The organism is Bradyrhizobium sp. CCGB12 (assembly GCF_024199845.1).
Lineage (GTDB): Bacteria > Pseudomonadota > Alphaproteobacteria > Rhizobiales > Xanthobacteraceae > Bradyrhizobium.
In genome coordinates, this window is the sequence record NZ_JANADO010000001.1 from 1,682,673 (window position 1) to 1,703,089 (window position 20,417).

A 20,417-nucleotide genomic window follows, 5' to 3' on the forward strand; every position below is an offset into this window, starting at 1 on the left:
CAGTGGCGCCGTTGTCGTTTGTCAGCCTCGCGTCAGCTTTTAACTCTTCCAGTTTCGAATCATTGCTATTTGCTTCAATCCTCAAATAGATGTGCCGTCACCGCGCATCACTTTCCTTGTCCCATTTGATTCCCTTGCCGATCGATTTTGCACTCCAGGCGATGGCCGAAAGGTCAGATCGCGCGCCGGCGCAATGGCGCCGGCCTTTCCTGAATTGGCTCGATGGCGTCGAGGCGGGCTGGGCCGTGCCGCTTCTCATCGCGTGCTTCGTTGCGATCTGGACGCTTTATCTGGTCGTCGCCTATGCCGGGGGCGGCCTGCACCCCGATACGCTCGAGGCCTGGACGCTGGGGCGGCATTTCGCCTGGGGCTATCACAAGCATCCGCCGCTGATGGGCTGGGTCGCTGCAGCGTGGACCTTTGTCTTTCCACTGAGCGACTGGTCGCTCCAGTTGATGGCGATGACCAATGCCGGGCTCGCGCTGTTCTTCGTCGATCTGGTCGCCCGTCAATTCGTGACCGGGCACAAGCGCGTCCTGGTGCTCTTGCTGCTGATGCTGACACCGGCCTACCAATTCCACGCCCAGCGCTTCAATGCCAATGCAGTGCTGCTCGCGACCTGGCCGCTGGCGACCTGGTGCTTCCTGCGCGCATTCGAGACGCGCGCCGCATCATGGGCGATCGCGGTGGGATGCACGACGGCGCTGGCGATGGTCGGCAAGTATTATTCGATCTTTCTCGTCACGAGCCTTGCAATTGCCGCGCTGGCGCATCCGGCACGGCGCGCCTATTTCAGCTCCGCGTCGCCCTGGATTTCGGTCGCCACCGGGCTCGCGGTGCTGTCGCCACACGTCTGGTGGCTGGCGACGACGGGCGCATCGACCTTCACCTATGCGCTGGCGCATGCCAACGGCAACACCGCGAGCTCGATCGGTGAGGCCAGGAATTTCCTGCTGGGGCTGGCGGCGGCGATGAGCGTGTCGGCTGTGCTCTGGGTGCTCATCGCAGGCACGCGGTTGAAACAGTTTCCGGCCGACTTCGCCGCAATGAGTTCGGGCCTGCGGCTTCTCCTCTACATTGCGATCGGCACGATCGTTCTGCCGGTGCTGACCTCGCTCGTGATGGGAACGGATCTGCCGTCGCTATGGGCGTTGCAGGGGCTGTTCCTCTTCGTCGTGCTCATTGTCTGCGGCACGCGCTATCCGATCGAGCGCTTTTACACCGTCAATGTCACGGTGATCACGGCTGGCGCTGCGCTTGCCGCCGTCCTGGTCGCAGCGCCGATCCACGCCGTCTATCGCAACAATCACGGCTATGAAGAGGGCCGGAATTTCTACGCGCAGGCGGCGAACGAATTGACGCGCGAATGGCGCGAATTGACGGGAGAGCCGCTGAGCGCCGTGAGTGGTGACGATGCGCTGGCGTTTGCGACGGCGTTCTACAGCCCCGACCATCCGAATTATGCGCGGCCGTTTGAGTATCAATACAGCTGGGGCCTGCCGCGCAAGGCGACGCTCGACCGCGGCTGGGCCGCGCTCTGTTTCCGCGGCCAGGACTATTGTGGGCGATGGATGGAATGGGTGTCCTCCCGGGCCGGACACTTCGTCAGGCGCGAGTTCACCGTCCAGGCGTCGCTGTGGGGCAGGCCTGGTCTGACGCGGGAGGTGGTCGTGCTGATGGTGCCGCCGCGTGGAAGCGACGCTGCGCCCGAGAGCGCTGCGGATGATTTTAGCGCCAGCAGGCGGGCCGGCGAATAGGCGTCGTACTCAGCAGTGGCTGTCGCGCAGCTGTTCGAGCCCTTCGCTGGCGAAGGGCGTCGTGAACGTGGCGGGCTCAATCGGCTCGGAATGTTCCGGCTTCTCCCGTTCCACGTCGCGGTGGTCTTCTCGGTGGTCTAGTTCCATTGCAGCGGTCTCTCGAATTGCTGCAGTACAACATCGGGGCCGCCGGGAAGTTCCTTAACCGATCGGGCGATGATGCGGCTTGAACAGCCGCCCCTTTTCCACCACCAGCACGATCGCGAGCGCTGCGAGCGTCGACAGGAAGAAGCCGACCGAGAACGGCAGCAGCGTGCCGTCGAAGCTCTGTCCGATTGCCATGCCGACCACGATTCCGATCAGCGTCGTGATCGAGCCGTAGAGCGAGGAGGCGGTGCCGGCGATGTGACCCTGCGGTTCCATGGCGAGCGCGGTGAAGTTCGCGACCATCATGCCGAACGAAAACATCATCAGCGCCGAGAGCACCATGAACAGGGATAGCGGCAGGACGCCAAGGATTTCCGTTAGCAGCATCACGCCGGCCACAACGGTATAGAGCGTCAGCGCGCCGTGCGAGATCACGCGCATGCCGAGCCGACCGACCAGCTGTGAATTGAGGAAGCCGGCCACGGCCGTGCCGGCCGCGATCGCGGCGAAAGCGAGCGGGAAGTAGTGGCCGAGGTGATAGATGCCGGTGAACACCTGCTGGGCGCAGAACACGTAGGCGAAGAGGGCACCGATGACGCTGCCGGCGGCCGTCGCATAGCCGATGGTCTGGCGGTTGGTCACGGTTTGGCGGAAGGCCGCGAGCACGTCGGCGGGCGCCAGCGATCTGCGCTCGGATTCGGGAAGAGTTTCAGGCAGCCGGAGCACGCACCATGCGAGCGCGAGCAGACCATAGAGCATCAGCACGACGAAGATGCCGCGCCATGCCGTCACCAGCAGCACCGCCTGTCCGAACGAGGGCGCGATCACGGGTACAGCGATGAACACCATCATCGCCAGCGACATCACGCTCGCCATGCGGCGGCCGACATAGCAGTCGCGCACGATCGAGGTCGCGATCACACGCGTCGCCGCGGTGCCGAGCCCTTGCAGCGCGCGCGCCAGCAGCAGCGTCTCGAACGAGGGCGCTGCGACTGCCAGCACGCTCGCTACCGCGTACACAGCCATGCCGCCGAGCAGCACCGGACGGCGGCCATAGCGATCCGACAACGGGCCCATGACGAACTGGCCCGCGCCGAAGCCGACCAGGAAGGTCGACAGCACCAGCTGAAGATGGTTGGCGACGGGAATCTTGAAGGCGGAGCCGATGTTGGGCAGCGCCGGCAGCATCATGTCCATCGCAAGCGGATTCAGCGCCATGATGGACGCGATCACGATGACGAATTCGGGAAAACCCATGGGGCGGTGTCCGGAGGACACCCAATCGTCGGCATTGACGTCGGACAAGAAGCTCACCTCTGAAATCGAGAGCTTTATCCACGCCCATGCTGCGTTGCACAACCCTTGTTTCGGGATGGCTGTCAGGCGGGGCGGGCAGGCAAGAATTGATGAGAAGCCACCTTCCTTGCCGGTCGGGCTCCGCAGATCGCGCAATCGCCCGCTGGCCGGAAACCAGTGATTCACCATCCCTCCCTAAAGATCACCGCCGGCGCGGCCGGATCCGTCCGGCAGGATGAAATCGAAACGCATCCTGACCACGGTGCGCCTGAGATAATGAGGCACCACAGCGGCGCCGAGAGAAACCAAGCCAAACAGGGTACCCGCCTGTGTCCGAGATATCAGGTGCAGCACGATGGTTGGAGCCCGCGGCCGACACGGCTGCGAGGCGGAACATCTGGCTTGCCTGCCTGATCGCGCTGACAGCACTGCTGGTGCTCGGCAATCTCGCCAACGACGCCACGCTCGATGTGAAATATGGCTGGGACGTCCGGGTCAATTGCGCGGCGGTCGATGCGCATGCCCAAGGGCTCGATCCCTATTTCGTCAGGAACCTGAAGGGCACCAGGCTCTCTTATCCCTATCTGCCGGTGACGCTGGACGTCTTCCGTCCCCTGTGCGCGGGCGGCTTTCTGGTCGATCATTACAGAAGCATCTTTCTCGTCCTCGCCGTGCTCTGCGGCCTCCTTTTGCCCGGGCTCGGCCGGGCGGGCACGAGCGCGCGCGACGTCGCGCTCAGGGTGCTCTGCGCGCTCGGCGCGTTCGTCGGTTTCGAGTGGGTGCAGGCGTCGGGGAATTTTGCCATCCTGAGCGGCGTCGTGACCGCGATCGCGCTGTCGCTCCTGCTTCGTCCGCCTCCGTCCGGAGAGGATTCGAGCTTTCCTCTGCGCCTTGCCGGCGCTGCACTGCTCGGCCTCGTGACCTCGTTCAAGCTGGTGTTCTGCCCCGTGCTGGCCGCGTTTTATTTCCTGCCGCTGCCGCGCGGCCGCAAGCTGGCGCTGATCGCGGTGGCGGCGCTCGGCTTCGCATTGCCGATCCTGATATCGAGGCTGGGGTATCCCGACCTGTTCGCGAGCTGGCAGCTTGCGATGGCCGGCAAGATCGCCGACCAGCACTTCGTCGATCTCTTCGAGATCAATCCGTCGCTGCTGCTGCTGGCGCGGGACCTCTTGGTTCACGCCGGGCTCGGTGCCAGCAAGCCGGCGATGTTCGCGACCTACGCGCTCGCAGCACTCGCGCTCGTACTGGTGCCGTTCGCCCAGTCCGTGATGCGCGCGGCCGCGAGCCAGCCGGCGCGGGGAGGGGAATCGCTTCTGATGCGGTTGGATCGCTGGCTGATGGATCATCCCCGCGCGGCCGTGCGCATCACGGTGCTTGCCATGTTTGCGCTCTATCTCAGCTCGCCGCGCCTCAAGGAATATGCCTTCTTCGAGCTCGCGCTCTATGCCGCCATCCTCATCGTCGATCTTCCGGCGATGGCGCTCGCCGCATGTCTGTCGGTCGGTCTCCTCGCTCCGGCGCTGATCTCGCTGGTGGGGACGACGCTCGAGGGCAGTTTCATCCTTCTTATCGCTTCGCTGACATGCTTCTGGATCCTGCTGCTCGATTTCCGCGCTGATCCGACCCGCCTCGAGTCGGAAGGCATGCAATCATGACCGATGTCGCCGCGTCCGCGGATGCCGAAGCCGGACGGACCTTTGCCGCCGGTGCCTCGGGAAAGAGCTGGATGACCCGCCTCATCCTGGCCCTGGCCGTCCTGGTCGCCACGGCTGTCGCCATCGACATGGGCATGGACGACACGTTCGGCTGGGACGCGCGCGTGAATTGTGCAGCCGTCGAGGCGCATATCGAGGGGCTCGATCCCTATTTCGTCAAGAACCTCAAGGACACCAAGCTGTCCTATCCGTATCTTCCAGTCACCCTCGATGCGTTTCGGCCGCTCTGCGCCGGCGGGTTTCTGGTCGCGCATTACAAGCCGATCTATCTCGTTCTGGCGTTGCTCTGTGCGCTGCTGCTGCCCGGTCTCGGCAGGGCCGGTTCGGGCCTTCAGGATGCTGCGCTGCGCGTCGTGTTCGCGCTGGGCGGCTTGCTCGGCTTTGAATGGATCATGGCGACCGGGAATTTTGCGATCCTGAGCGGCCTGTTGACCGCCGCGTCGCTTGCGCTGCTGCTGCGTCCCGCGCCGTCCGCAAGCCCAGTGCCGCAGCTTGCCGGTGCGGCCGTGCTCGGCCTCGTCACCTCGTTCAAGCTGGTGTTCTTCCCCGTCCTCGCCGCGCTCTACTTCCTGCCGCAGCCGCGCCGTCGCAAGCTCCTGCTGATCGCGGTGGCGGCCGGCATGTTCGCGCTGCCGATCCTGGCTTCGCTGCTGGTCTACCCGGAGCTGTCGAGGAGCTGGCTGAGCGCGATCTTCGGCCAGATCCCCGGACAGCATGCGCCGGGAAACGAGGTCAATCCGTCGCTGCTCTTCCTCTCGCTCACGCTTGCTGACCGCGTCGGGCTCGCCGGCAGCAAGCCTATCGTCGCCGTGCTCTATGGTCTGATCGCGATCGCATTGGTGCTGGCGCCGCTCACCATCTCCGTGTGGCGCATGGTCGGGCCGCGGCGCTTGTCCGGCAGGGCCTCGCCGCTTCGTGCGCTCGACGACTGGCTGATGAATCATCCCGATGCGGCGATGCGCATCACCGTGCTCACGATGTACGCGCTCTATCTCTGCGCGCCCAGGCTGAAGGAATATGCCTTCTTCGAGGTCGCGCTCTATGCCGCAATTCTCATCACCAGCCTGCCTGCGGCGACGATGGCGGCGGTGTTGACCGTCGCCGTCGCCATCCCGACCCTGGCGTCGGTCTCGGGCATCACCTTCATGGGAGGGTTCGGTCAGCTCACGATCGCGCTGATCTGCTTCTGGCTCCTGCTGCCGCGTGAGGCGCCAGGCCAAGTGGCGTCGCAGGATCCGGATCTCATCGCGCGCTAGAGGAAGCGGCCTGTTGCCTGGTGTAGAGGCTGACATAGGCGCCGGTGTATTGCTCTTTCCAGCCCCTCTCGCCAACGAGGAACTGTCGCAGCTGCTCGTGGCCTCTGACCCAGAGCACCGCGTCGATCCCGTATTTGCTGATCACCTTGTCCCAGGTGGCCGCGTCGATCTCCCACCGGACCAGCTTGAGATAGTCGTGCAATAAATCGTCCGGATAGGCGGTCGCGGCGCGGCCGTCCACGAACACGGGCACGGATCCCTGTGTCCGGAAGATCAGCAGCCCGCCGATATTCCAGTGGTTGAGCAGGTGGGCGTGCGCGGCATGCGCCTTGAGATAATTGGCATCCTCTTCCGAGAGCATGTCGGGCAGAGCCAGCGCCGGTCTCACCTGCAGGAAGGTGAGCGGCAGCAGCAGGACGCCGACGACGCCTGCCGCCAGCATCGCGCGCTGGACGTCGAACCGTGCAAGGCGCGCAGGCAGCAGCCGGTCGATGTGAAGCGCCATCGGGACGCTCGCGAAGATGAAGAAGAACGCGGTGTACCTGAACTGATAGAGACCGAGCCCCAGGAAGAGCCACGCCAGAACGCGCGCCTCCAGGGGGACGCGCGCCGCGCTTCGGTCGCGCAGCTCCAGCACGACGAAGGTCAATGCATAGACGATGCCGGGAATGCTCCCCGGCATCACCATGTTCTGCCAATAGGAGCGCCATTCGCCGATATCGGCCTGCACGAAGTGACCCAGCGTCGCCGTCACGCCGTCATAGACATGCCATCCCAGCGGATTGACGAAGATCGCGATGAAGCACCCGACGCTCGCGAAAGCGTAATTCCGAAAGTTCGCCCAGTCGCGCCGGAGCAGGGCGACGCTGCAGAAGACGCCGATGATGGGAAAGGCCAGCATGAAGCCGCCATGCAGATTGACCCAGAGCACCATCATCACGGGCAACAGGAACCATCGCCGTCGCAGGCATTCGGCGTAGAAGATGACCGCGAACAGCATGGTCGCGATGTTCGGGGATGCCGCAAGGTACATGTTGGGCGACGCCTCGTAGCAGGGGTAGAGCAGGCACGCGGCGAAGACCGCAATGCAGACCGCAGGTGCCGATGCGCTGAGGCTCAGGCCACAGAAGGTCAGATATCCCGCGATGATCATGCCGGAGGCGACGACCATGGCGACGATGCCGGCAAAGCCCGTGTGCTGGTACAGCACGCTGGCAATCACGTCCCACAGCCACGACAGATTAAACCAGCGCTTGTCGCCCAGGGTGAACGCCCACGGATCCTGAAACGGCACTTCGCCTCGCTCCCGGATCAGGTCTCCGGCGGCGACGTGCCAGCCGAGGTCGTAATGGCCGAGCAGGAGCGGCCCGTTCGACAAGTAGAACACGCCGAGGAAAGCGATCAGGAAGAGGTAGACCTCGAACCCGTGCAGGCGACGCCCGATTGCTGCGGGCGCTCCGGCAATCCCGGATCGGGACCAATTCTCGCGCGCGTCCATCGGAGCTCTCACCATTGCAGCCAGCCGCTCCAGGCCCTGCATGTCCCTGGGTCTGCATCGACAGGCGGCAGACATCGTTCGATTTAGGGGAAGACGACCTAAGGCTGAGTAAAGGTTGCGCCACGCGAGTTCCGGACGGGAAGGGCGGTGTGGTAAACGGATCATTGCATGAGCGGCAGGTGTCGTGAGCGCAAGGCGGTTCCGGATCTTGCTGCCGGGAGGGCGACGATACCACCCAAGGTGGCGAAATTCTTGCTACCGTGGTTTTCGATCGAATGGCTCGGGAGAACCGGTGATGCTCTCTACGCAACGCTCGCTCGCGACGGCCCAACTCGGCCGCAACAGCCTCCAGAAAATATTCGAGTCCCGGACGCCCTTGCGCGAGGCCGCCCTGGAATCATTCCGCCGCAGGAACGCGGTTCTCGATGCAATCTTCTACGACATCGGCAAGGTGACCCATGAGGAGGCCCGCGAAACGGCACCCTGGCTGGCACGCGAGGGCACAATCCTGATCGTGCCGCCGTCCGGCGCCGGGCCTCTCCAGCTCTGCAACACCGTGGAAGATTTCGCGACTGCCGGAGGCGCGGATGTCCGCATCCTCGCCGTTGCTGGCGTCGGCAGCTCGGCGCTGGGGGCGGCTGCATTCGCGCGGAATGTCGCTGACGCGTTCAAGGTGGTGGTTGCCGCGGTGGTGTCAGGCTATGGGCTTGCCGATCTCCTGACCGAGGCGCTCGGCGGCTGGTTCTGGTTCGGCACCCTCAACCGCCTGCGCCATCAGTTCGAGGGGTTGGACGACATGAGCCGGGCGCTCAACCGGCCCGAGACTCTCAGCCCGCCGACGTCACCGGTCGAACTCGGTCGCGTCAGCCTGGATACCAGGATGGTCATGGCGTTGCTGAGCGATAAGCGGTTCAGCTTCTCGTTGGTGACTGGACACTCCAAGGGCAATTTGGTGATCTCGGAGGCGCTTTACGAGCTGAAGAAGTTGCCGGCGATCGAGCAGGCCATTCCCGGCGACAAGTTCTGGATTGTCACGCTGTCTGCGGCGGTCGCGATGCCGCCCCGATACAGGAAAATCATCGACGTGATGGGCACGATCGATGGTTTCGGTGCGCTCAACTCGACGCCGGGAATCCCGATCGAGAAGCCGTACCCCCTCCGTTGGCACCACACCAATACGGATTTGCCGTTTCACCTGCCGGTCACGAAGGTCTTTGAGGAGCTACGCGCAGAGCGGAATGTGACCATCTGAGCCGCTGCGGGACTCGAAATTGTCGGCGCCCGAGACGAAAAGGAACGCAGTTGTAGACTGCGGCATCCGCTGTACAGTCAGCTCCGATGGTGCGGGCAGCTCTGCTGCCGCCCACGAGGAGCCGAGTCAGGGTATTCCTTGGCATCCGCCTTGAGCAATCGCTCGCCCCGGGCTGTATCGCAGGCGATCATCAATGAGTTCATCGCCGGCCGTCGAATTCCTGCGGTCGATCAACTGCATCCCAACACCAAGGATTGTTTGGTAGCCACGCGGTCTATGATCGCGATCGACCGCTTGCGACCTGCCAATATGCCATTGATCAATTGACGGCCGCGGGATGACCTGTTGGAATTCTTATCAAGTGCACCTGTTGTTCGATCGATTTGAGATGAGCTGGATTTTTGGTCTCGGGGTCTTACGTCCTGGCAGCGGTGACCGAGTTCTGGTCGACGGCGTGGCCTTTGATTGACCCAGCGATTTCGACGGCGGCGAGGGGGCCTGCTAACGCCTTGAAATCAGTGGTGCGGGCAGCCGGGGTCGAACCGGCACAGCGCTTGCGCGCCGAGGGATTTTAAGTCCCTTGCGTCTACCAATTCCGCCATGCCCGCTTGATCCAACGAGATCAATCACTTAAGTCCTAGCCGGCCGTCTGGAATTGGCGCGTTTCGCGGGCCGGATGGTGGTTCTTCCTTAAGCGAGCCGGGCGCACAAGGCAAAGCCTCAATCCGGACATCTGTTGTTGCTTTAGGCATTCTCAATCCACGGGGACTATTCATCCGGCATGGCTGCTTCGTTTTTCCGCTTTCTGCGCGGCTTCGGCGCGCTCCTCGCACCGCTTGCGGCTGGCGTCGCGCTGTCCGGTTGCGCCGGCATGAGCGAGACGGTCGCGCCGGCCTTCGCCGATCCCGGCAAATACGAATTGTACGACTGCAAGCAGCTGGAAGGTGAGCGCAAGATGCTCGCCACCCGCACGGCCGATTTGCAGAGGTTGATGGACAAGGCCGAGACCGGCGCAGGTGGCGCGGTCGTGGCCGAGCTTGCCTATCGCAACGACTACGTCGCGGTGCGGGGCCAGTCGCAACTTGTCGAGGACGCCTGGCGGCGCAACAGGTGCCGGGAAACGCCGCCGAATGCCGCGCCGGTAGCCTCGGCTCCGCAGCGGCCGGACATCAAGCCCGCCCCGAGATCCGGCAGCGCCGTGCGCTGAGCCGCCACAACGGCGCACGCTTCACGGCCGCCAATCGTAGATCCAGTCCTGCCGCGCCAGCATGCGGTCCGGTCCGAGTGCGCGGATCGCAAGATCGCGGGCGATCGCGAGCGGCCCGCTGAAATGATAGATGCGGCCCTGCTGCCGCGCCGTACGCTGCACCCGCCGCACGCGCGCCTGGCGTGCACGGCCGTATTGCGTCAGCGCGGCCGTGATGCTCGCGGAGCTCTCGGCCGCCTCGACGCTCAAATGCCGGGCGAGCACGGCGGCATCCTCGATCGCCATGCCGGCGCCTTGCGCTGCGAACGGCAGCATCGCGTGCACGGCATCGCCGAGCAGCCCGACCGGACCCTTGCTCCAGGGGCAGCTGTCGGGCACGCCGAACAGCGCCCATTTCCGCCAGGTGTCGACCGTGGCGAGCATCATCCGCGCCGACGGCGGCCAGCGCGGGGCGTCGAAGGCCTCCATGACCTCGCGCGGATCGCCGGGCGTGCTCCAGCCCGGCCTGTTCCAGGTGCCCGGCAGCACCGCAACCACGTTGATCTGGCGTCCGCCTGCGATCGGGTAGGCCACGAGATGGGCATTGCGCCCCATCCAGAGCTGCACCCGGCGCGCGGTGTAATCCTTCGGCAGCTGCGTGGCATCGATCGTGCCGCGCCAGGCGATCAGGCCTGAAAAGCGCGGCTGCACCTCGGGAAATAGATGCTGGCGCACCGTCGACCAGATGCCGTCGGCGCCGATCAATGCGCTGGCCAGATCGCTGCGGCGGATCGTGCCGCTGCGATGGACCACCGTCAGCCCCTTGGCGTGAGGCGCGACGTCCTCGAAGGTGGCGCCCAGCTTCAGGTCGATGTCGGGATGGTCGGAGACGGCGCCGGCGAGTACGGATTGCAGGTCGGCGCGGTGCACCACCCAATAGGGGGCACCGGCGCGCGCGGCGGCGGCTTCGCCGAGCGGCATGCGCAGGAGCTCGCCGCCGGTCCGCGCGCTCATGATCGAGACCGCTTCCGGGGTCACGGCGCGCAGCTTGAGGCGTTCGGCCAGGCCGAGCTCGACCAGCACGCGGCTGGCATTGGGGGAGAGTTGCAGACCGGCGCCGACTTCCTCGAGGCGCTCGGTCTTTTCCAGCACGACGATGCGGAAGCCGCAGGCCGCGAGCGCCAGCGCGGCCGTCAGTCCACCTATGCCGGCACCGGCGATGACAATCGTTCTGGAGAGCGCCACCCCTGACCGATGGGACCGGTCAGGCCACCTTGTCCTTCAGCACGCATTCCGGCGGGCGGGCTTCGCCAGCCTTCAGGTCGGCCGCGAAGCGGTACAGCGTCGAGCAATAGGGGCAGATGATCTCGTTGTCGTTGCCGAGGTCGAGGAAGACGTGCGGATGATCGAACGGAGGATTGGCGCCCACGCACATGAACTCTTGCGAGCCGATCTCGATGACGGGAACACCGGCATCGTTATGGAAGTGCGGGACGACATGGTCGGACATCGTAGTTCATCCTGGAGTGGCAATGGCGGCAGACACAATCAAGAACTGACGCGGCATCTTTAAGGCGCCGCGGACCATACTGTCGGGTGCAGATGATTGCTAGTCCAGCGGAACCGAAAAGGTCTGCAATTGCCCCATGCTCATTTGCTCGTGCAAATTCGACACAATCTTGCGGCTTGAGAGAAGCCCTTCTTTCGTCGGGGACGTTGTGTCGCAATTTTGGCGTACTATGTGTGTGGACGAGAGAAATTGGGACGAAAGACGAATTATCGGCCGCAAGCGATCCCAGGGGCATCCAGGCTTTCCACATGAAGTGGTTGCGAATCATCACAGCGTTGACCGGTGTCGCGGCATGCAGCTTCATGCTCGCGCAGGTAGCACCGCAGGCCCGCGAGGCCGGTGCGATCCTGGCCGCGCAGGGCGATCCGGCCGTGCTCTCCGAGCTCAAGCTCGACGCGCTGCTGCGGCAGAACGATCGCTTGGTTCAGGACAACATCGAGGCCGCACTCACCGCTGGTGATGCCGACCTCGCCGACAGTTTCGTCGCGCTCGCGCGTGATCGCAACATTGCGCTGCCGGACGACCTCCTCAATCGCGTCAGCGATGCGGTCAAGGCCGAGAATTCCACCTCCCATTTCGCCAAGCGATTTGCCACGGGTCTCGTCACCGGCAATGCCGACGACGTCGCGAGCCTGTCGGGAACGGTGGCCGGCGATCTCTTCGTGTTCGGCGACATCAGGGACGTCGTCCGGGAGGGCAAGCACCTCGCCATGGGCGAGGATACCGACCGCCTCGTGCTGGGGCTTGCTGCGGCGGGCCTTGCGGTGACCGCGGCAACCTATGTCTCTGTCGGTGGTGCGGCGCCGGTGCGCGCCGGGCTGACGCTGGTGAAGGACGCGCGCAAGGTGGGGCGGCTCGGCGAGGGGCTTGCCGCATGGGCCGGCCGCTCCGCGCGCGAGGTCGTCGACACGCCGATGCTTCAAAACGCGGTCGCCAAGGGTTCAGTGCTCCGGCCGGGCGAGACCGTCAGCGCGATCAAGGCTGCGTTCCGGGCCGAAAAGGCCGGCGCGCTGGTTCGGCTCGGCAAGGACGTGACACGCGTCGCCGAAAAGACCGGCACGCGCGGGGCGATGGACACGTTGCGGATCGCTGAAGGTCCCAAGGACGTCGCGCGCGCAGCCCGCCTCGCGGCAGCGCAGGGCGGCAAGACCCGCGCCATCATGAAGCTGCTTGGCCGCGGCGCGCTGCTCCTCATCGGCGGCGCGTTCGATCTGACGCTCTGGCTGTTCGGTGCGGCACTGACGCTGTTCGGGCTGTTGTCCTCGATCAAGGCCACCACCGAGCGCCTGACCCAGGCCTGGTGCGATCGCAGGCGCGCGCGGCGGCTCCGCCGGGCGCAAATCGCCGCCGAGGCCGCTCTGGCGGATGCAGCCGTCAGGGCCTAAAGCGCGATGAAATCGAGATAATCCGGCGCTTCAGGCCATTGTTTGAGCATGATCTCCGCGCAAACGCGTTGCGCGTTTCTCGCGCGGAAAAACCGCTGCACACTTTTCCGGATCATGCTCTAAGATCGACTTGTCCCCCTCAAGATCTGCGGAACTGATGATGCCGAGCTTCCACAACGGCGCCGTTGAAATTGCCTATCTCGACGAAGGCGAGGGCGATCCGATCATTCTCGTGCACGGCTTTGCCTCCAGCAAGAACGTGAACTGGGTCTATCCGACCTGGGTCTCGGAACTGCGCAAGAGCGGCCGCCGCGTCATCGCGCTCGACAATCGCGGCCACGGCGAGAGTGCGAAGCTCTACGAGCCCCAGCAGTACTCGATCCCGGTCATGGCCGGCGACGTGCTCGCGCTGATGGATCATCTCGCCATCCCGCAGGCCGACATCATGGGCTATTCGATGGGTGGGCGGATGGCGGCGTGGCTCGCGCTCAACGAGCCGCAGCGCCTGCGCTCGGCGATCCTCGGCGGCATCGGCATCGGCGGCCTGATCGAGGGCACCGGCCCTGGCGAGAACGTCGCGAAGGCGCTGGAGGCGCCCTCGCTGGACGACGTCACCGATCCCGTGGGGCGCACCTTTCGTGCCTTCGCCGATCAGACCCGCTCGGACCGCCGCGCGCTCGCCGCCTGCCTGCGCGGCACGCGGGAGCTCATGACGAGGGCGGAGGCGGCACGCATCGACGTGTCCGTGCTGATCGCGGTCGGCACCGCCGACGATGTCGCGGGCTCAGCGAGCGCACTCGGCGCCATCATTCCGGGCGCGCAGGTGCTCGACATCCCCGGCCGCGATCACATGCGGGCGGTCGGCGACAAGGTCTACAAATCAGGCGTGCTCGATTTCCTCTCACGCCGCGGCTGAGGTCTCGTCCGCCGCGTCGTCGCCGATAGCACGAAACAGGGCCGTCAGCACCACGAAGGTCGCGACCCATACCATCCGCGCGCCATAGCGGTCATGTGGACCCGAGATCACGCCGCAGATGAAGGCGTTGCCGAGCAGCGCCAGCGTCACGGTTGCCGCCAGCAGCGTCAGATCGTCGAGCCGGCGCTTGGCGAGCGCATGCATGAGCAGCCCGACAAGCGCCGCCATCGAGGCCAGCGCGACCGGGACATGCAGCCAGTTGACGTCGTCGAAATTGACGGCCCAGTGCTGTTGTCGCGCCGCGCGCATCGGCGCGACTTGCGAAGGTATGTAACGTTCGATGATGCCGTAGGTGTGCGGGATCCAGCCTTTGGTGCCTTCGCCGGTCGCGACATGCAGCAATTGCTGGCCCATTGCCCGCAGCGCCGCGCCGGCTTGCAAGGCCGGATAGTCGGCGAGCGAATGCACGACGATGTAGCCCATCTCGCCGTTCATGCCTTCGAAGCGGCCGAGCGTGTTGAACATGCTCTTGCCCCACAGAAACTCGTCGGCGCTCGCCGGCAGCTCGTTGCGATACGGGCAGAGCTTGTAGTGTTCGCGTGGACAATGGTCGTTGAGATAGCGCGCAACGATGCCGTCCTGCATCATGCGGCCGAAGGCGACCCCATAGCCGCCGGGCGTCCAGGCCCATTGCCCCGACAGCGCATGGTTTGCCGACACCAGCATCAGGCCGCCCACGACGATGGTGAGGCTCGCCTGCGCCAATCCCGCCAGCGGAAGGCGAGGTCCGAGCAGCGGCCGCGCCATCCAGCCGGCGGCGCACAGGCCGAGCAGCACGCCGAGCGTCGCGCTGTGGGTCGCGGCGGCAAAGGCGGTGAAGACGAACAGCGCGATTTTCTCGAGCACCGAGGTGCGGCGTCCCCCGATCACCAGCAGGAACAGCGACAGCACCGACAGCCCAGCAAAGATGTCGGTGAGCAGCATGCTCGCCAGCCAGGGCAGGGCGGTCGACAGGATCAGGAGCAGGCTGATTGCGACGAAGCGGAAGGTCTGCATCAGGCCGAGCACGCGCAGGCTGAGCTGCAACAGCCACAGCGTCGCCAGCGACTGGACCGCGAGGTTGATCCAGAAGCCAAAACCCTCGCCATAGTGCAGGTAGAGGCCGAACACGGTGGAGCGGCTCGGCACGAGATAGCCTTCGTACCAGCGCGCCAGATAGCCGCCGGTATCCCATTGCAACAACGGATAGCCGTTCCAGAACGCCGGCGCGATCATCAGCAGGGGCAGGGCCATTGCGGCCAGCCGCAGCCAGAGCGTATCAGCGGCGCGCGCGCGCAGTTGGTCGGTGGTGATGCTCAAATCTGCTGTGCCCCCGTTCGGATCATGCCCGCAATAACGCTTGGGGGGAGAATTCACCAATAGTTTGACGTGGCCCGGCTTGAATTTGGCAAAACTCTGACCACCTTGAGCCGACCTTGCCGCTTGGGGCGTCAGAAGAAAGTCTTGCGTATCAATGCTTTGGCTCGCTTTCGTGAGGCAAGGCACTGTTCACTCTCAGGCAAGCCCGTCGGGACTTTGTCGCCTAGACTGTGCTATAGGACCAACAAGACGAGCCAATTCGAAAGAGCAGATTCCATGGCAGTGCATCAGGTCAATCCGGGAGGAAAGCTCGCATCGCTCGATCCGATCTGGGACCGGATCCGGGGCGAAGCGGAGGACATTGTCCATCGCGAGCCGGAGCTTGCGACCTTCATCTATTCGATGGTGCTGCATCACAGCCGCCTCGAGGATTCCGTGATTCACCGTCTCGCCGACCGGCTCGATCATTCCGCGCTGTCGGGCGATCTGGTGCGGCAGACCTATGACGAGGCACTCCGCGACGATCCCGATCTCGGCAACGCCTTCCGCGCCGATCTCGTCGCCGTCTACGACCGCGATCCCGCGACGTCGCGCTTCATCGATCCCTTGCTCTACTTCAAGGGCTTCCACGCGATCCAGACCCATCGCCTCGCGCACTGGCTCTTTCTGAAGGGCCGCAAGGACTTCGCCTATTATCTCCAGAGTCGCGCATCTGCGGTGTTCCAGACCGACATCAATCCGGCCGCGCGCATCGGACGCGGCATCTTCCTCGACCATGCCACCGGCTTCGTCTGCGGCGAGACGGCGGTGATCGAGGACGATGTTTCGATCCTGCACGGCGTCACGCTCGGCGGCACCGGCAAGGAGAACGAGGATCGTCATCCGAAGATCCGCCATGGCGTCCTGATCGGCGCCGGCGCAAAGATCCTCGGCAATATCGAGATCGGCCATTGCGCGCGCATTGCCGCAGGCTCCGTCGTGGTCAAGCCTGTCCCGCACAACGTCACGGTTGCGGGCGTGCCCGCCAAGATCGTCGGCGAAGCCGGCTGCGCCGAGCCCTCGCGCACCATGGATCAGATGATCAACGCGATGGGACTTTGATATTCGTTTGACCGGAGCCGGGGCGGGATTTTCCGGCCCCGATCGTCCCCAATATTCTCGGGAATTCATGCTGGCGGTTCGTCGCGTCTCGTCCTAAAACCCCGCCACGTTAGATTTCGATTGGAGACTTGCCGTGGACGTCAAGGAAGTGAGAAAGCTCGACGCGTATCTGAAGCGCGTATTCGGCAATCCCAAGATTCGCGTCGTGCCGCGGCCGAAGAAGGACGATTCCGCCGAGGTCTATATCGGCGAAGAGTTCATCGGCGTGCTGTTCGTCGATGACGAGGACGACGATCGCTCGTTCCAGTTCCAGATGGCGATCCTCGAGGACGATCTCGTCGATCAGGAATAGTGCCGGGTTGCGTGAAGCGGAACTTCCGCTCTCACCAACTGATGGTTGACGCGGCGGTGCAATCGATCGCCGCTCTTCCCATATTTCTTTCATGCGAACAGTGCTGATTTCCGGGGCGGGGATCGCGGGACCAACGCTCGCCTATTGGCTGAAGCGTGCCGGCTACGCGCCGACGCTGGTCGAGCGTGCACCGTCGCTTCGCAGCGGCGGATATGTCATCGACTTCTGGGGCCTCGGCTATGACATTGCCGAGCGCATGGGAATTTTGCCGGCGATTGAGCAGGCCGGCTACCATGCGCGGGAAATGCGCATCGTCGGCGATGACGGTGGGCGCGTCGCCGGCTTCGGCACCAGAGTTTTCGACGAGCTCACCGGCGGACGCTACGTCACCCTCGCGCGAAGCGACCTGTCGCGCCTGCTCTTCGAGACGGTCGGTCACTCCACCGAGGTCATTTTTGATGATGAGATCGTCGCCCTCGAGGAAATGCCCGGGGGCGTCCGGGTTCAGCTTCGGCGCGGCGGGGAGCGTCGCTTCGATCTCGTCGTTGGGGCTGACGGTCTCCACTCGACCGTGCGGCGCCTGGCGTTCGGACCGCAGCAGGCTTTGGAAAGACATCTCGGCTACGGCGTCGCTGCGTTCGAAGCGCGCAGTTATCCCCGACGCGACGACGACGTGTATCTGATGTACGGGCAGCCCGGTCGCATGATCGGGCGTTTCTCGCTGCACGACGATCGCACGCTGTTCGTCTGCATTTTCGCTGACGGCACCGCGCGATGGCCTGCCACGCTGGCCGAGCAGAAGGCGCAGCTGCGCGAGGTCTATCGCTGTGCGCGCTGGGAGTGGACGGCGATCCTTCACGAACTCGATCGCACCAATGAGCTGTATTTCGACCGCGTCAGCCAGATCAAAATGGACAATTGGTCACGAGGCCGCATTGCCCTGATTGGCGATGCGGCCTTCTGTGTGTCGCTGGTTGCCGGGCAGGGCTCGGCCTTGGCCATGATCTCTGCCTACGTCCTCGCCGGAGAATTGTTGCGCGCGGGTGGGCGCCACGACGAAGCCTTTCGCGCCTATGAGGCTCGTCTTCGCAACTATATCGGCGCCAAGCAGCGCGGAGCGGAGCGTTTCGCGGCGGCATTTGCGCCGAGGACGCGACCGGGATTGTGGTTTCGAAATCAGGTCATCAGAGCCTTCTCCTTGCCGGGCGCGGCAAGATTCGTCGTCGGCCGGGACCTTGCCGACAGGCTGGATCTGCCGAGCTATCGCTGGGACAATCGCGACGCGGCAAGCGTCTGAACTGTCCGCCTCGAGGCTCTACATCTTCACAAGAATGCGCAGCCGTGCGGTGGCATCCGCGAGGGTCACGCCTTGCGCATCGATGAGCTTTGCTTGCACGCAAGCGAGGTGCAGGGCCTGGCCGCGCAGCCCGCGCAATTGCACCGTCAGCGCTGAGCCGTCATCGACGTCGCCACGGCTCGAAGCTCGTCGACGAATTCGGCGATCGCCGGATTGCGCCTTTCACCGGTGCGAAACGCCACGAATATCCGCCGTGTGATGATCGGCCGGATCTCCTTGAGGCGCAAACTGCCGATATGATCACGCCCGCGTAGCCCCGGATTGATCGAGACAGAGCAGCCCGCCTCGACCATCGCCCTGACCACTTCAAAACTGTGGCAGCGGGCGTTGACCATGGGATCGAAGCCGGCATTGCGGCAAGCGCCGACGATCACGTCCGAATAGGTGGCGGACGTCGTGTCGAGAACCCATCGCTCCGTGGCAAGCTCGGGCAAGGTGAGATGAGGCCGCTCAGCCAGTGGATGGTCGCGCGGCAGCATGACGTGAAGGTGGTCGTCCAGAAGATGCAGCATCTCGACCTGCGTCTCCGAGAGGCTCGCCGACGTGGTCAAGTCGTCGACAATCGCGACATCCGTCTGCCACGCGCGCAGGGCGGCCAGGCTGTCGTCGGGCTCCAGCTCCTCGAATATCGTCGCCAGATCGGGGAAGCGAGCCGACATCGCGCGGATCGTCGGCGGAATGAGAGATGCGGCGACGGAGGGAAATGCCGAGACGCGCAATTCGCCGGCGACGGTCTTCTTCAGCTCCGCAAGGTCGGTCTTCGCTTCCTCCAGGATGCCGATGACCCGCCCGGCATGGTCCACCAGTCGCTGCCCGGCCGGCGTCAGCCGTACGCCGCGGCCTCTGCGTTCCACCAGTTCAACCCCGGTCTCGTCCTCGAGCTGTGCGATTTGCTGCGAAACGGCCGACGGAGAGATCAGCAAGGCTTCGGCCACCGCTGCCATTGTTTTTCGCAGCGAAAGCTCACGAAGCGTGCGGAGTCGGGCGAAATCCATCCGTTAGCTCCAACAAATCCCCAGAAGACAACCATGCACATCTTCTAATGTATATCGCAAAATTAATTAAGTAGACCAGAATTGTTTTGCGCCTGTAGCCTTCATTCCCAGAGCAGTTCGGGCCCCCTTACAAGAGGAGCAGATCCCAAGCCCGGCTGAGATGCGTCTGTCGACGACAACAGGGAGAGAGGATTCTCGGATGGCTCGTTCCAAATTTCTGGTCGCTGCGCTCGCTGCGGCATCGCTGTGGACATCAGGCGCATCCGCCACCGTCCTCGACAACGTCAAGCAGCGCGGCGTCCTGAATTGCGGCACCGACAACACGGCCCCTGGCTTCGGCTACCTCAACACCAAGACCGGCAAGATCGAAGGGCTCGATGCCGATTTCTGCCGCGCCATGGCGGCGGCGGTTCTCGGCGACGCAAGCAAGGTCAATTTCGTCATCGTCACCGACAAGAGCCGCTTCAACGCCTTGCAGACCGGACAGGCCGACGTCGTCTTTGCACATACGACCGTCAAGCCCGTGCGCGAATCCGCGATCGGTATCGATTTTCTGCCGATCCATTTCTACGACGGCACCGGCATGATGGTGAAGTCGGCGTCCGGTGTGAAATCCGTTGCGGAATTGGACGGCGCGACGATCTGCACGACGCAGGGCTCCGGCACCGAAGCCACGCTCGCCGCCTTCGTCCGCGTGCGCGGTTTCAAGACGACCAAGGTTCTCACCTTCGAAAATCTCGAGAAGCTGTTTGGTGCGCTTCAGAGCGATCGCTGCAACGCGATGTCGACGGACAAATCTGCGCTTGCGGCTTGGCGCGGCAACTCGCCCAAGCCGGACGACTTCACCATCCTGCCCGAGACCCTCAACAAGTCGCCGTTCGCCGGGTTCGTCATCGCCAACGATTCCAGGTGGCGCAACCTCTTGCGCTGGGCCACGTTCGCGCTGTTCCAGGCGGAGGAATGGGACATCACGACAGCCAATCTTGCCGACAGGATGAAGGACGAGAGCGCGTTCGTGCAGAAATTCCTCGGCGTGAAAGACGGCTTTGGCAAGGATTTTGGTGTCGCCGACGATTTCGTCGCCAGCATGATCAAGTCCGTCGGCAATTACGGCGAGATCTACGACCGCAATCTCGGATCTAAGACGCCTTACTTCATCGATCGTGCCGGCACGCCCAACGCGATGTGGACCAAGGGCGGCGCCGAGTACTCGCCTCCGTGGAACTGAGCCACATGGTCAGGGGCGAGCCGAATGGCTCGCCTCGATCCCGGGAG

At 64.1% G+C, this 20,417-nt stretch carries 19 protein-coding genes and 1 tRNA gene; 12 read left to right on the forward strand and 8 right to left on the reverse strand.

Going from position 1 to position 20,417, the window contains the following annotated elements; translation table 11 throughout:
- Positions 1-161 precede the first annotated feature (161 nt).
- Positions 162-1,757: a glycosyltransferase family 39 protein gene (locus NLM27_RS07875; RefSeq protein WP_375142236.1), complete on the forward strand. Its 1,596-nt coding sequence runs from the start codon at positions 162-164 to the stop codon at positions 1,755-1,757.
- 9 nt (positions 1,758-1,766) lie between these two features.
- Here the strand turns inward: NLM27_RS07875 and NLM27_RS07880 are convergent, their stop codons facing one another.
- Both NLM27_RS07880 and NLM27_RS07885 read right to left on the reverse strand, forming a co-directional pair.
- A complete protein-coding gene (locus NLM27_RS07880; protein WP_254142805.1) occupies positions 1,767-1,904 on the reverse strand; it encodes a hypothetical protein in 138 nt (45 codons plus the stop codon).
- Between the two features lie 54 nt (positions 1,905-1,958).
- On the reverse strand, positions 1,959-3,209 hold the full coding sequence (locus NLM27_RS07885) for a multidrug effflux MFS transporter (protein ID WP_254142806.1): 1,251 nt from the start codon (positions 3,207-3,209) through the stop codon (positions 1,959-1,961).
- A 320-nt stretch (positions 3,210-3,529) separates the two neighbouring features.
- On the opposite strand from NLM27_RS07885, the gene NLM27_RS07890 reads away from it, so the two are divergent.
- Complete coding sequence (locus NLM27_RS07890; protein ID WP_254142807.1) at positions 3,530-4,855, forward strand: hypothetical protein; 1,326 nt, start codon at positions 3,530-3,532, stop codon at positions 4,853-4,855.
- The gene (locus NLM27_RS07895) at positions 4,852-6,171 is read left to right on the forward strand and encodes a hypothetical protein (protein ID WP_254142808.1); all 1,320 of its coding nucleotides are present in this window, start codon (positions 4,852-4,854) and stop codon (positions 6,169-6,171) included. The genes NLM27_RS07890 and NLM27_RS07895 overlap by 4 nt, the downstream gene beginning before the upstream one ends.
- Here NLM27_RS07895 and NLM27_RS07900 read toward each other — a convergent pair.
- Positions 6,158-7,669 (reverse strand): hypothetical protein, encoded by a 1,512-nt coding sequence (locus tag NLM27_RS07900; RefSeq protein WP_254142809.1) that lies wholly within the window; start codon positions 7,667-7,669, stop codon positions 6,158-6,160. The genes NLM27_RS07895 and NLM27_RS07900 overlap by 14 nt on opposite strands.
- Positions 7,670-7,964: 295 nt before the next feature.
- On the opposite strand from NLM27_RS07900, the gene NLM27_RS07905 reads away from it, so the two are divergent.
- Both NLM27_RS07905 and NLM27_RS07910 read left to right on the forward strand, forming a co-directional pair.
- Entirely contained in the window at positions 7,965-8,921 is a 957-nt protein-coding gene (locus NLM27_RS07905) for a hypothetical protein (RefSeq protein ID WP_254142810.1), read from the forward strand.
- Between the two features lie 150 nt (positions 8,922-9,071).
- Positions 9,072-9,248, forward strand: coding sequence for a hypothetical protein (locus NLM27_RS07910; RefSeq protein WP_254142811.1), 177 nt, complete (start codon positions 9,072-9,074; stop codon positions 9,246-9,248).
- A 192-nt stretch (positions 9,249-9,440) separates the two neighbouring features.
- On the opposite strand, the gene NLM27_RS07915 is transcribed toward NLM27_RS07910, so the two are convergent.
- Positions 9,441-9,529, reverse strand: a tRNA-Leu gene (locus NLM27_RS07915).
- A gap of 173 nt (positions 9,530-9,702) precedes the next feature.
- Between NLM27_RS07915 and NLM27_RS07920 the strand changes: the two genes are divergently transcribed.
- Positions 9,703-10,128 carry a twin-arginine translocation pathway signal gene (locus NLM27_RS07920; protein WP_254142812.1) on the forward strand — a complete coding sequence of 142 codons (426 nt, stop codon included), beginning with the start codon at positions 9,703-9,705 and terminating at the stop codon, positions 10,126-10,128.
- 21 nt (positions 10,129-10,149) lie between these two features.
- Here the strand turns inward: NLM27_RS07920 and NLM27_RS07925 are convergent, their stop codons facing one another.
- Together NLM27_RS07925 and NLM27_RS07930 are read right to left on the reverse strand one after the other, a co-directional pair.
- Complete coding sequence (locus NLM27_RS07925; RefSeq protein WP_254142813.1) at positions 10,150-11,352, reverse strand: FAD-dependent monooxygenase; 1,203 nt, start codon at positions 11,350-11,352, stop codon at positions 10,150-10,152.
- A gap of 19 nt (positions 11,353-11,371) precedes the next feature.
- The gene (locus NLM27_RS07930) at positions 11,372-11,617 is read right to left on the reverse strand and encodes a zinc-finger domain-containing protein (protein WP_007602543.1); all 246 of its coding nucleotides are present in this window, start codon (positions 11,615-11,617) and stop codon (positions 11,372-11,374) included.
- A gap of 308 nt (positions 11,618-11,925) precedes the next feature.
- Here NLM27_RS07930 and NLM27_RS07935 point away from each other — a divergent pair, with 308 nt between their 5' ends.
- Both NLM27_RS07935 and NLM27_RS07940 read left to right on the forward strand, forming a co-directional pair.
- Positions 11,926-13,062 carry a hypothetical protein gene (locus NLM27_RS07935; RefSeq protein ID WP_254142814.1) on the forward strand — a complete coding sequence of 379 codons (1,137 nt, stop codon included), beginning with the start codon at positions 11,926-11,928 and terminating at the stop codon, positions 13,060-13,062.
- A 160-nt stretch (positions 13,063-13,222) separates the two neighbouring features.
- Positions 13,223-13,978: an alpha/beta fold hydrolase gene (locus tag NLM27_RS07940; protein WP_254142815.1), complete on the forward strand. Its 756-nt coding sequence runs from the start codon at positions 13,223-13,225 to the stop codon at positions 13,976-13,978.
- Here the strand turns inward: NLM27_RS07940 and NLM27_RS07945 are convergent.
- Positions 13,964-15,337 (reverse strand): hypothetical protein, encoded by a 1,374-nt coding sequence (locus tag NLM27_RS07945; protein ID WP_254142816.1) that lies wholly within the window; start codon positions 15,335-15,337, stop codon positions 13,964-13,966. The two genes, NLM27_RS07940 and NLM27_RS07945, sit on opposite strands and share 15 nt — an antisense overlap.
- Positions 15,338-15,613: 276 nt before the next feature.
- On the opposite strand from NLM27_RS07945, the gene cysE reads away from it, so the two are divergent.
- The 3 genes from cysE (at position 15,614) to NLM27_RS07960 (ending at position 18,087) form a co-directional block, all read left to right on the forward strand.
- Positions 15,614-16,438: a serine O-acetyltransferase gene (gene cysE / locus NLM27_RS07950; RefSeq protein WP_254142817.1), complete on the forward strand. Its 825-nt coding sequence runs from the start codon at positions 15,614-15,616 to the stop codon at positions 16,436-16,438.
- A 133-nt stretch (positions 16,439-16,571) separates the two neighbouring features.
- Complete coding sequence (locus NLM27_RS07955; protein WP_007602550.1) at positions 16,572-16,790, forward strand: DUF3126 family protein; 219 nt, start codon at positions 16,572-16,574, stop codon at positions 16,788-16,790.
- Between the two features lie 91 nt (positions 16,791-16,881).
- Positions 16,882-18,087 carry an FAD-binding domain gene (locus NLM27_RS07960; RefSeq protein WP_254142818.1) on the forward strand — a complete coding sequence of 402 codons (1,206 nt, stop codon included), beginning with the start codon at positions 16,882-16,884 and terminating at the stop codon, positions 18,085-18,087.
- 146 nt (positions 18,088-18,233) lie between these two features.
- Here NLM27_RS07960 and NLM27_RS07965 read toward each other — a convergent pair whose 3' ends face one another.
- Entirely contained in the window at positions 18,234-19,142 is a 909-nt protein-coding gene (locus NLM27_RS07965) for a LysR family transcriptional regulator (RefSeq protein ID WP_254142819.1), read from the reverse strand.
- A 199-nt stretch (positions 19,143-19,341) separates the two neighbouring features.
- On the opposite strand from NLM27_RS07965, the gene NLM27_RS07970 reads away from it, so the two are divergent.
- Complete coding sequence (locus NLM27_RS07970) at positions 19,342-20,370, forward strand: transporter substrate-binding domain-containing protein (protein WP_254142820.1); 1,029 nt, start codon at positions 19,342-19,344, stop codon at positions 20,368-20,370.
- Positions 20,371-20,417 lie beyond the last annotated feature (47 nt).

Coding starts and splice junctions, on each gene's coding strand:
- NLM27_RS07875 (WP_375142236.1), top strand. CDS start 162: ATGGCCGAAAGGTCAGATCGCGCGCCGGCGCAATGGCGCCGGCCTTTC.
- NLM27_RS07880 (WP_254142805.1), bottom strand. CDS start 1,904: ATGGAACTAGACCACCGAGAAGACCACCGCGACGTGGAACGGGAGAAG.
- NLM27_RS07895 (WP_254142808.1), top strand. CDS start 4,852: ATGACCGATGTCGCCGCGTCCGCGGATGCCGAAGCCGGACGGACCTTT.
- NLM27_RS07900 (WP_254142809.1), bottom strand. CDS start 7,669: ATGGACGCGCGCGAGAATTGGTCCCGATCCGGGATTGCCGGAGCGCCC.
- NLM27_RS07905 (WP_254142810.1), top strand. CDS start 7,965: ATGCTCTCTACGCAACGCTCGCTCGCGACGGCCCAACTCGGCCGCAAC.
- NLM27_RS07920 (WP_254142812.1), top strand. CDS start 9,703: ATGGCTGCTTCGTTTTTCCGCTTTCTGCGCGGCTTCGGCGCGCTCCTC.
- NLM27_RS07930 (WP_007602543.1), bottom strand. CDS start 11,617: ATGTCCGACCATGTCGTCCCGCACTTCCATAACGATGCCGGTGTTCCC.
- NLM27_RS07935 (WP_254142814.1), top strand. CDS start 11,926: ATGAAGTGGTTGCGAATCATCACAGCGTTGACCGGTGTCGCGGCATGC.
- NLM27_RS07940 (WP_254142815.1), top strand. CDS start 13,223: ATGCCGAGCTTCCACAACGGCGCCGTTGAAATTGCCTATCTCGACGAA.
- cysE (WP_254142817.1), top strand. CDS start 15,614: ATGGCAGTGCATCAGGTCAATCCGGGAGGAAAGCTCGCATCGCTCGAT.
- NLM27_RS07960 (WP_254142818.1), top strand. CDS start 16,882: ATGCGAACAGTGCTGATTTCCGGGGCGGGGATCGCGGGACCAACGCTC.
- NLM27_RS07965 (WP_254142819.1), bottom strand. CDS start 19,142: ATGGATTTCGCCCGACTCCGCACGCTTCGTGAGCTTTCGCTGCGAAAA.
- NLM27_RS07970 (WP_254142820.1), top strand. CDS start 19,342: ATGGCTCGTTCCAAATTTCTGGTCGCTGCGCTCGCTGCGGCATCGCTG.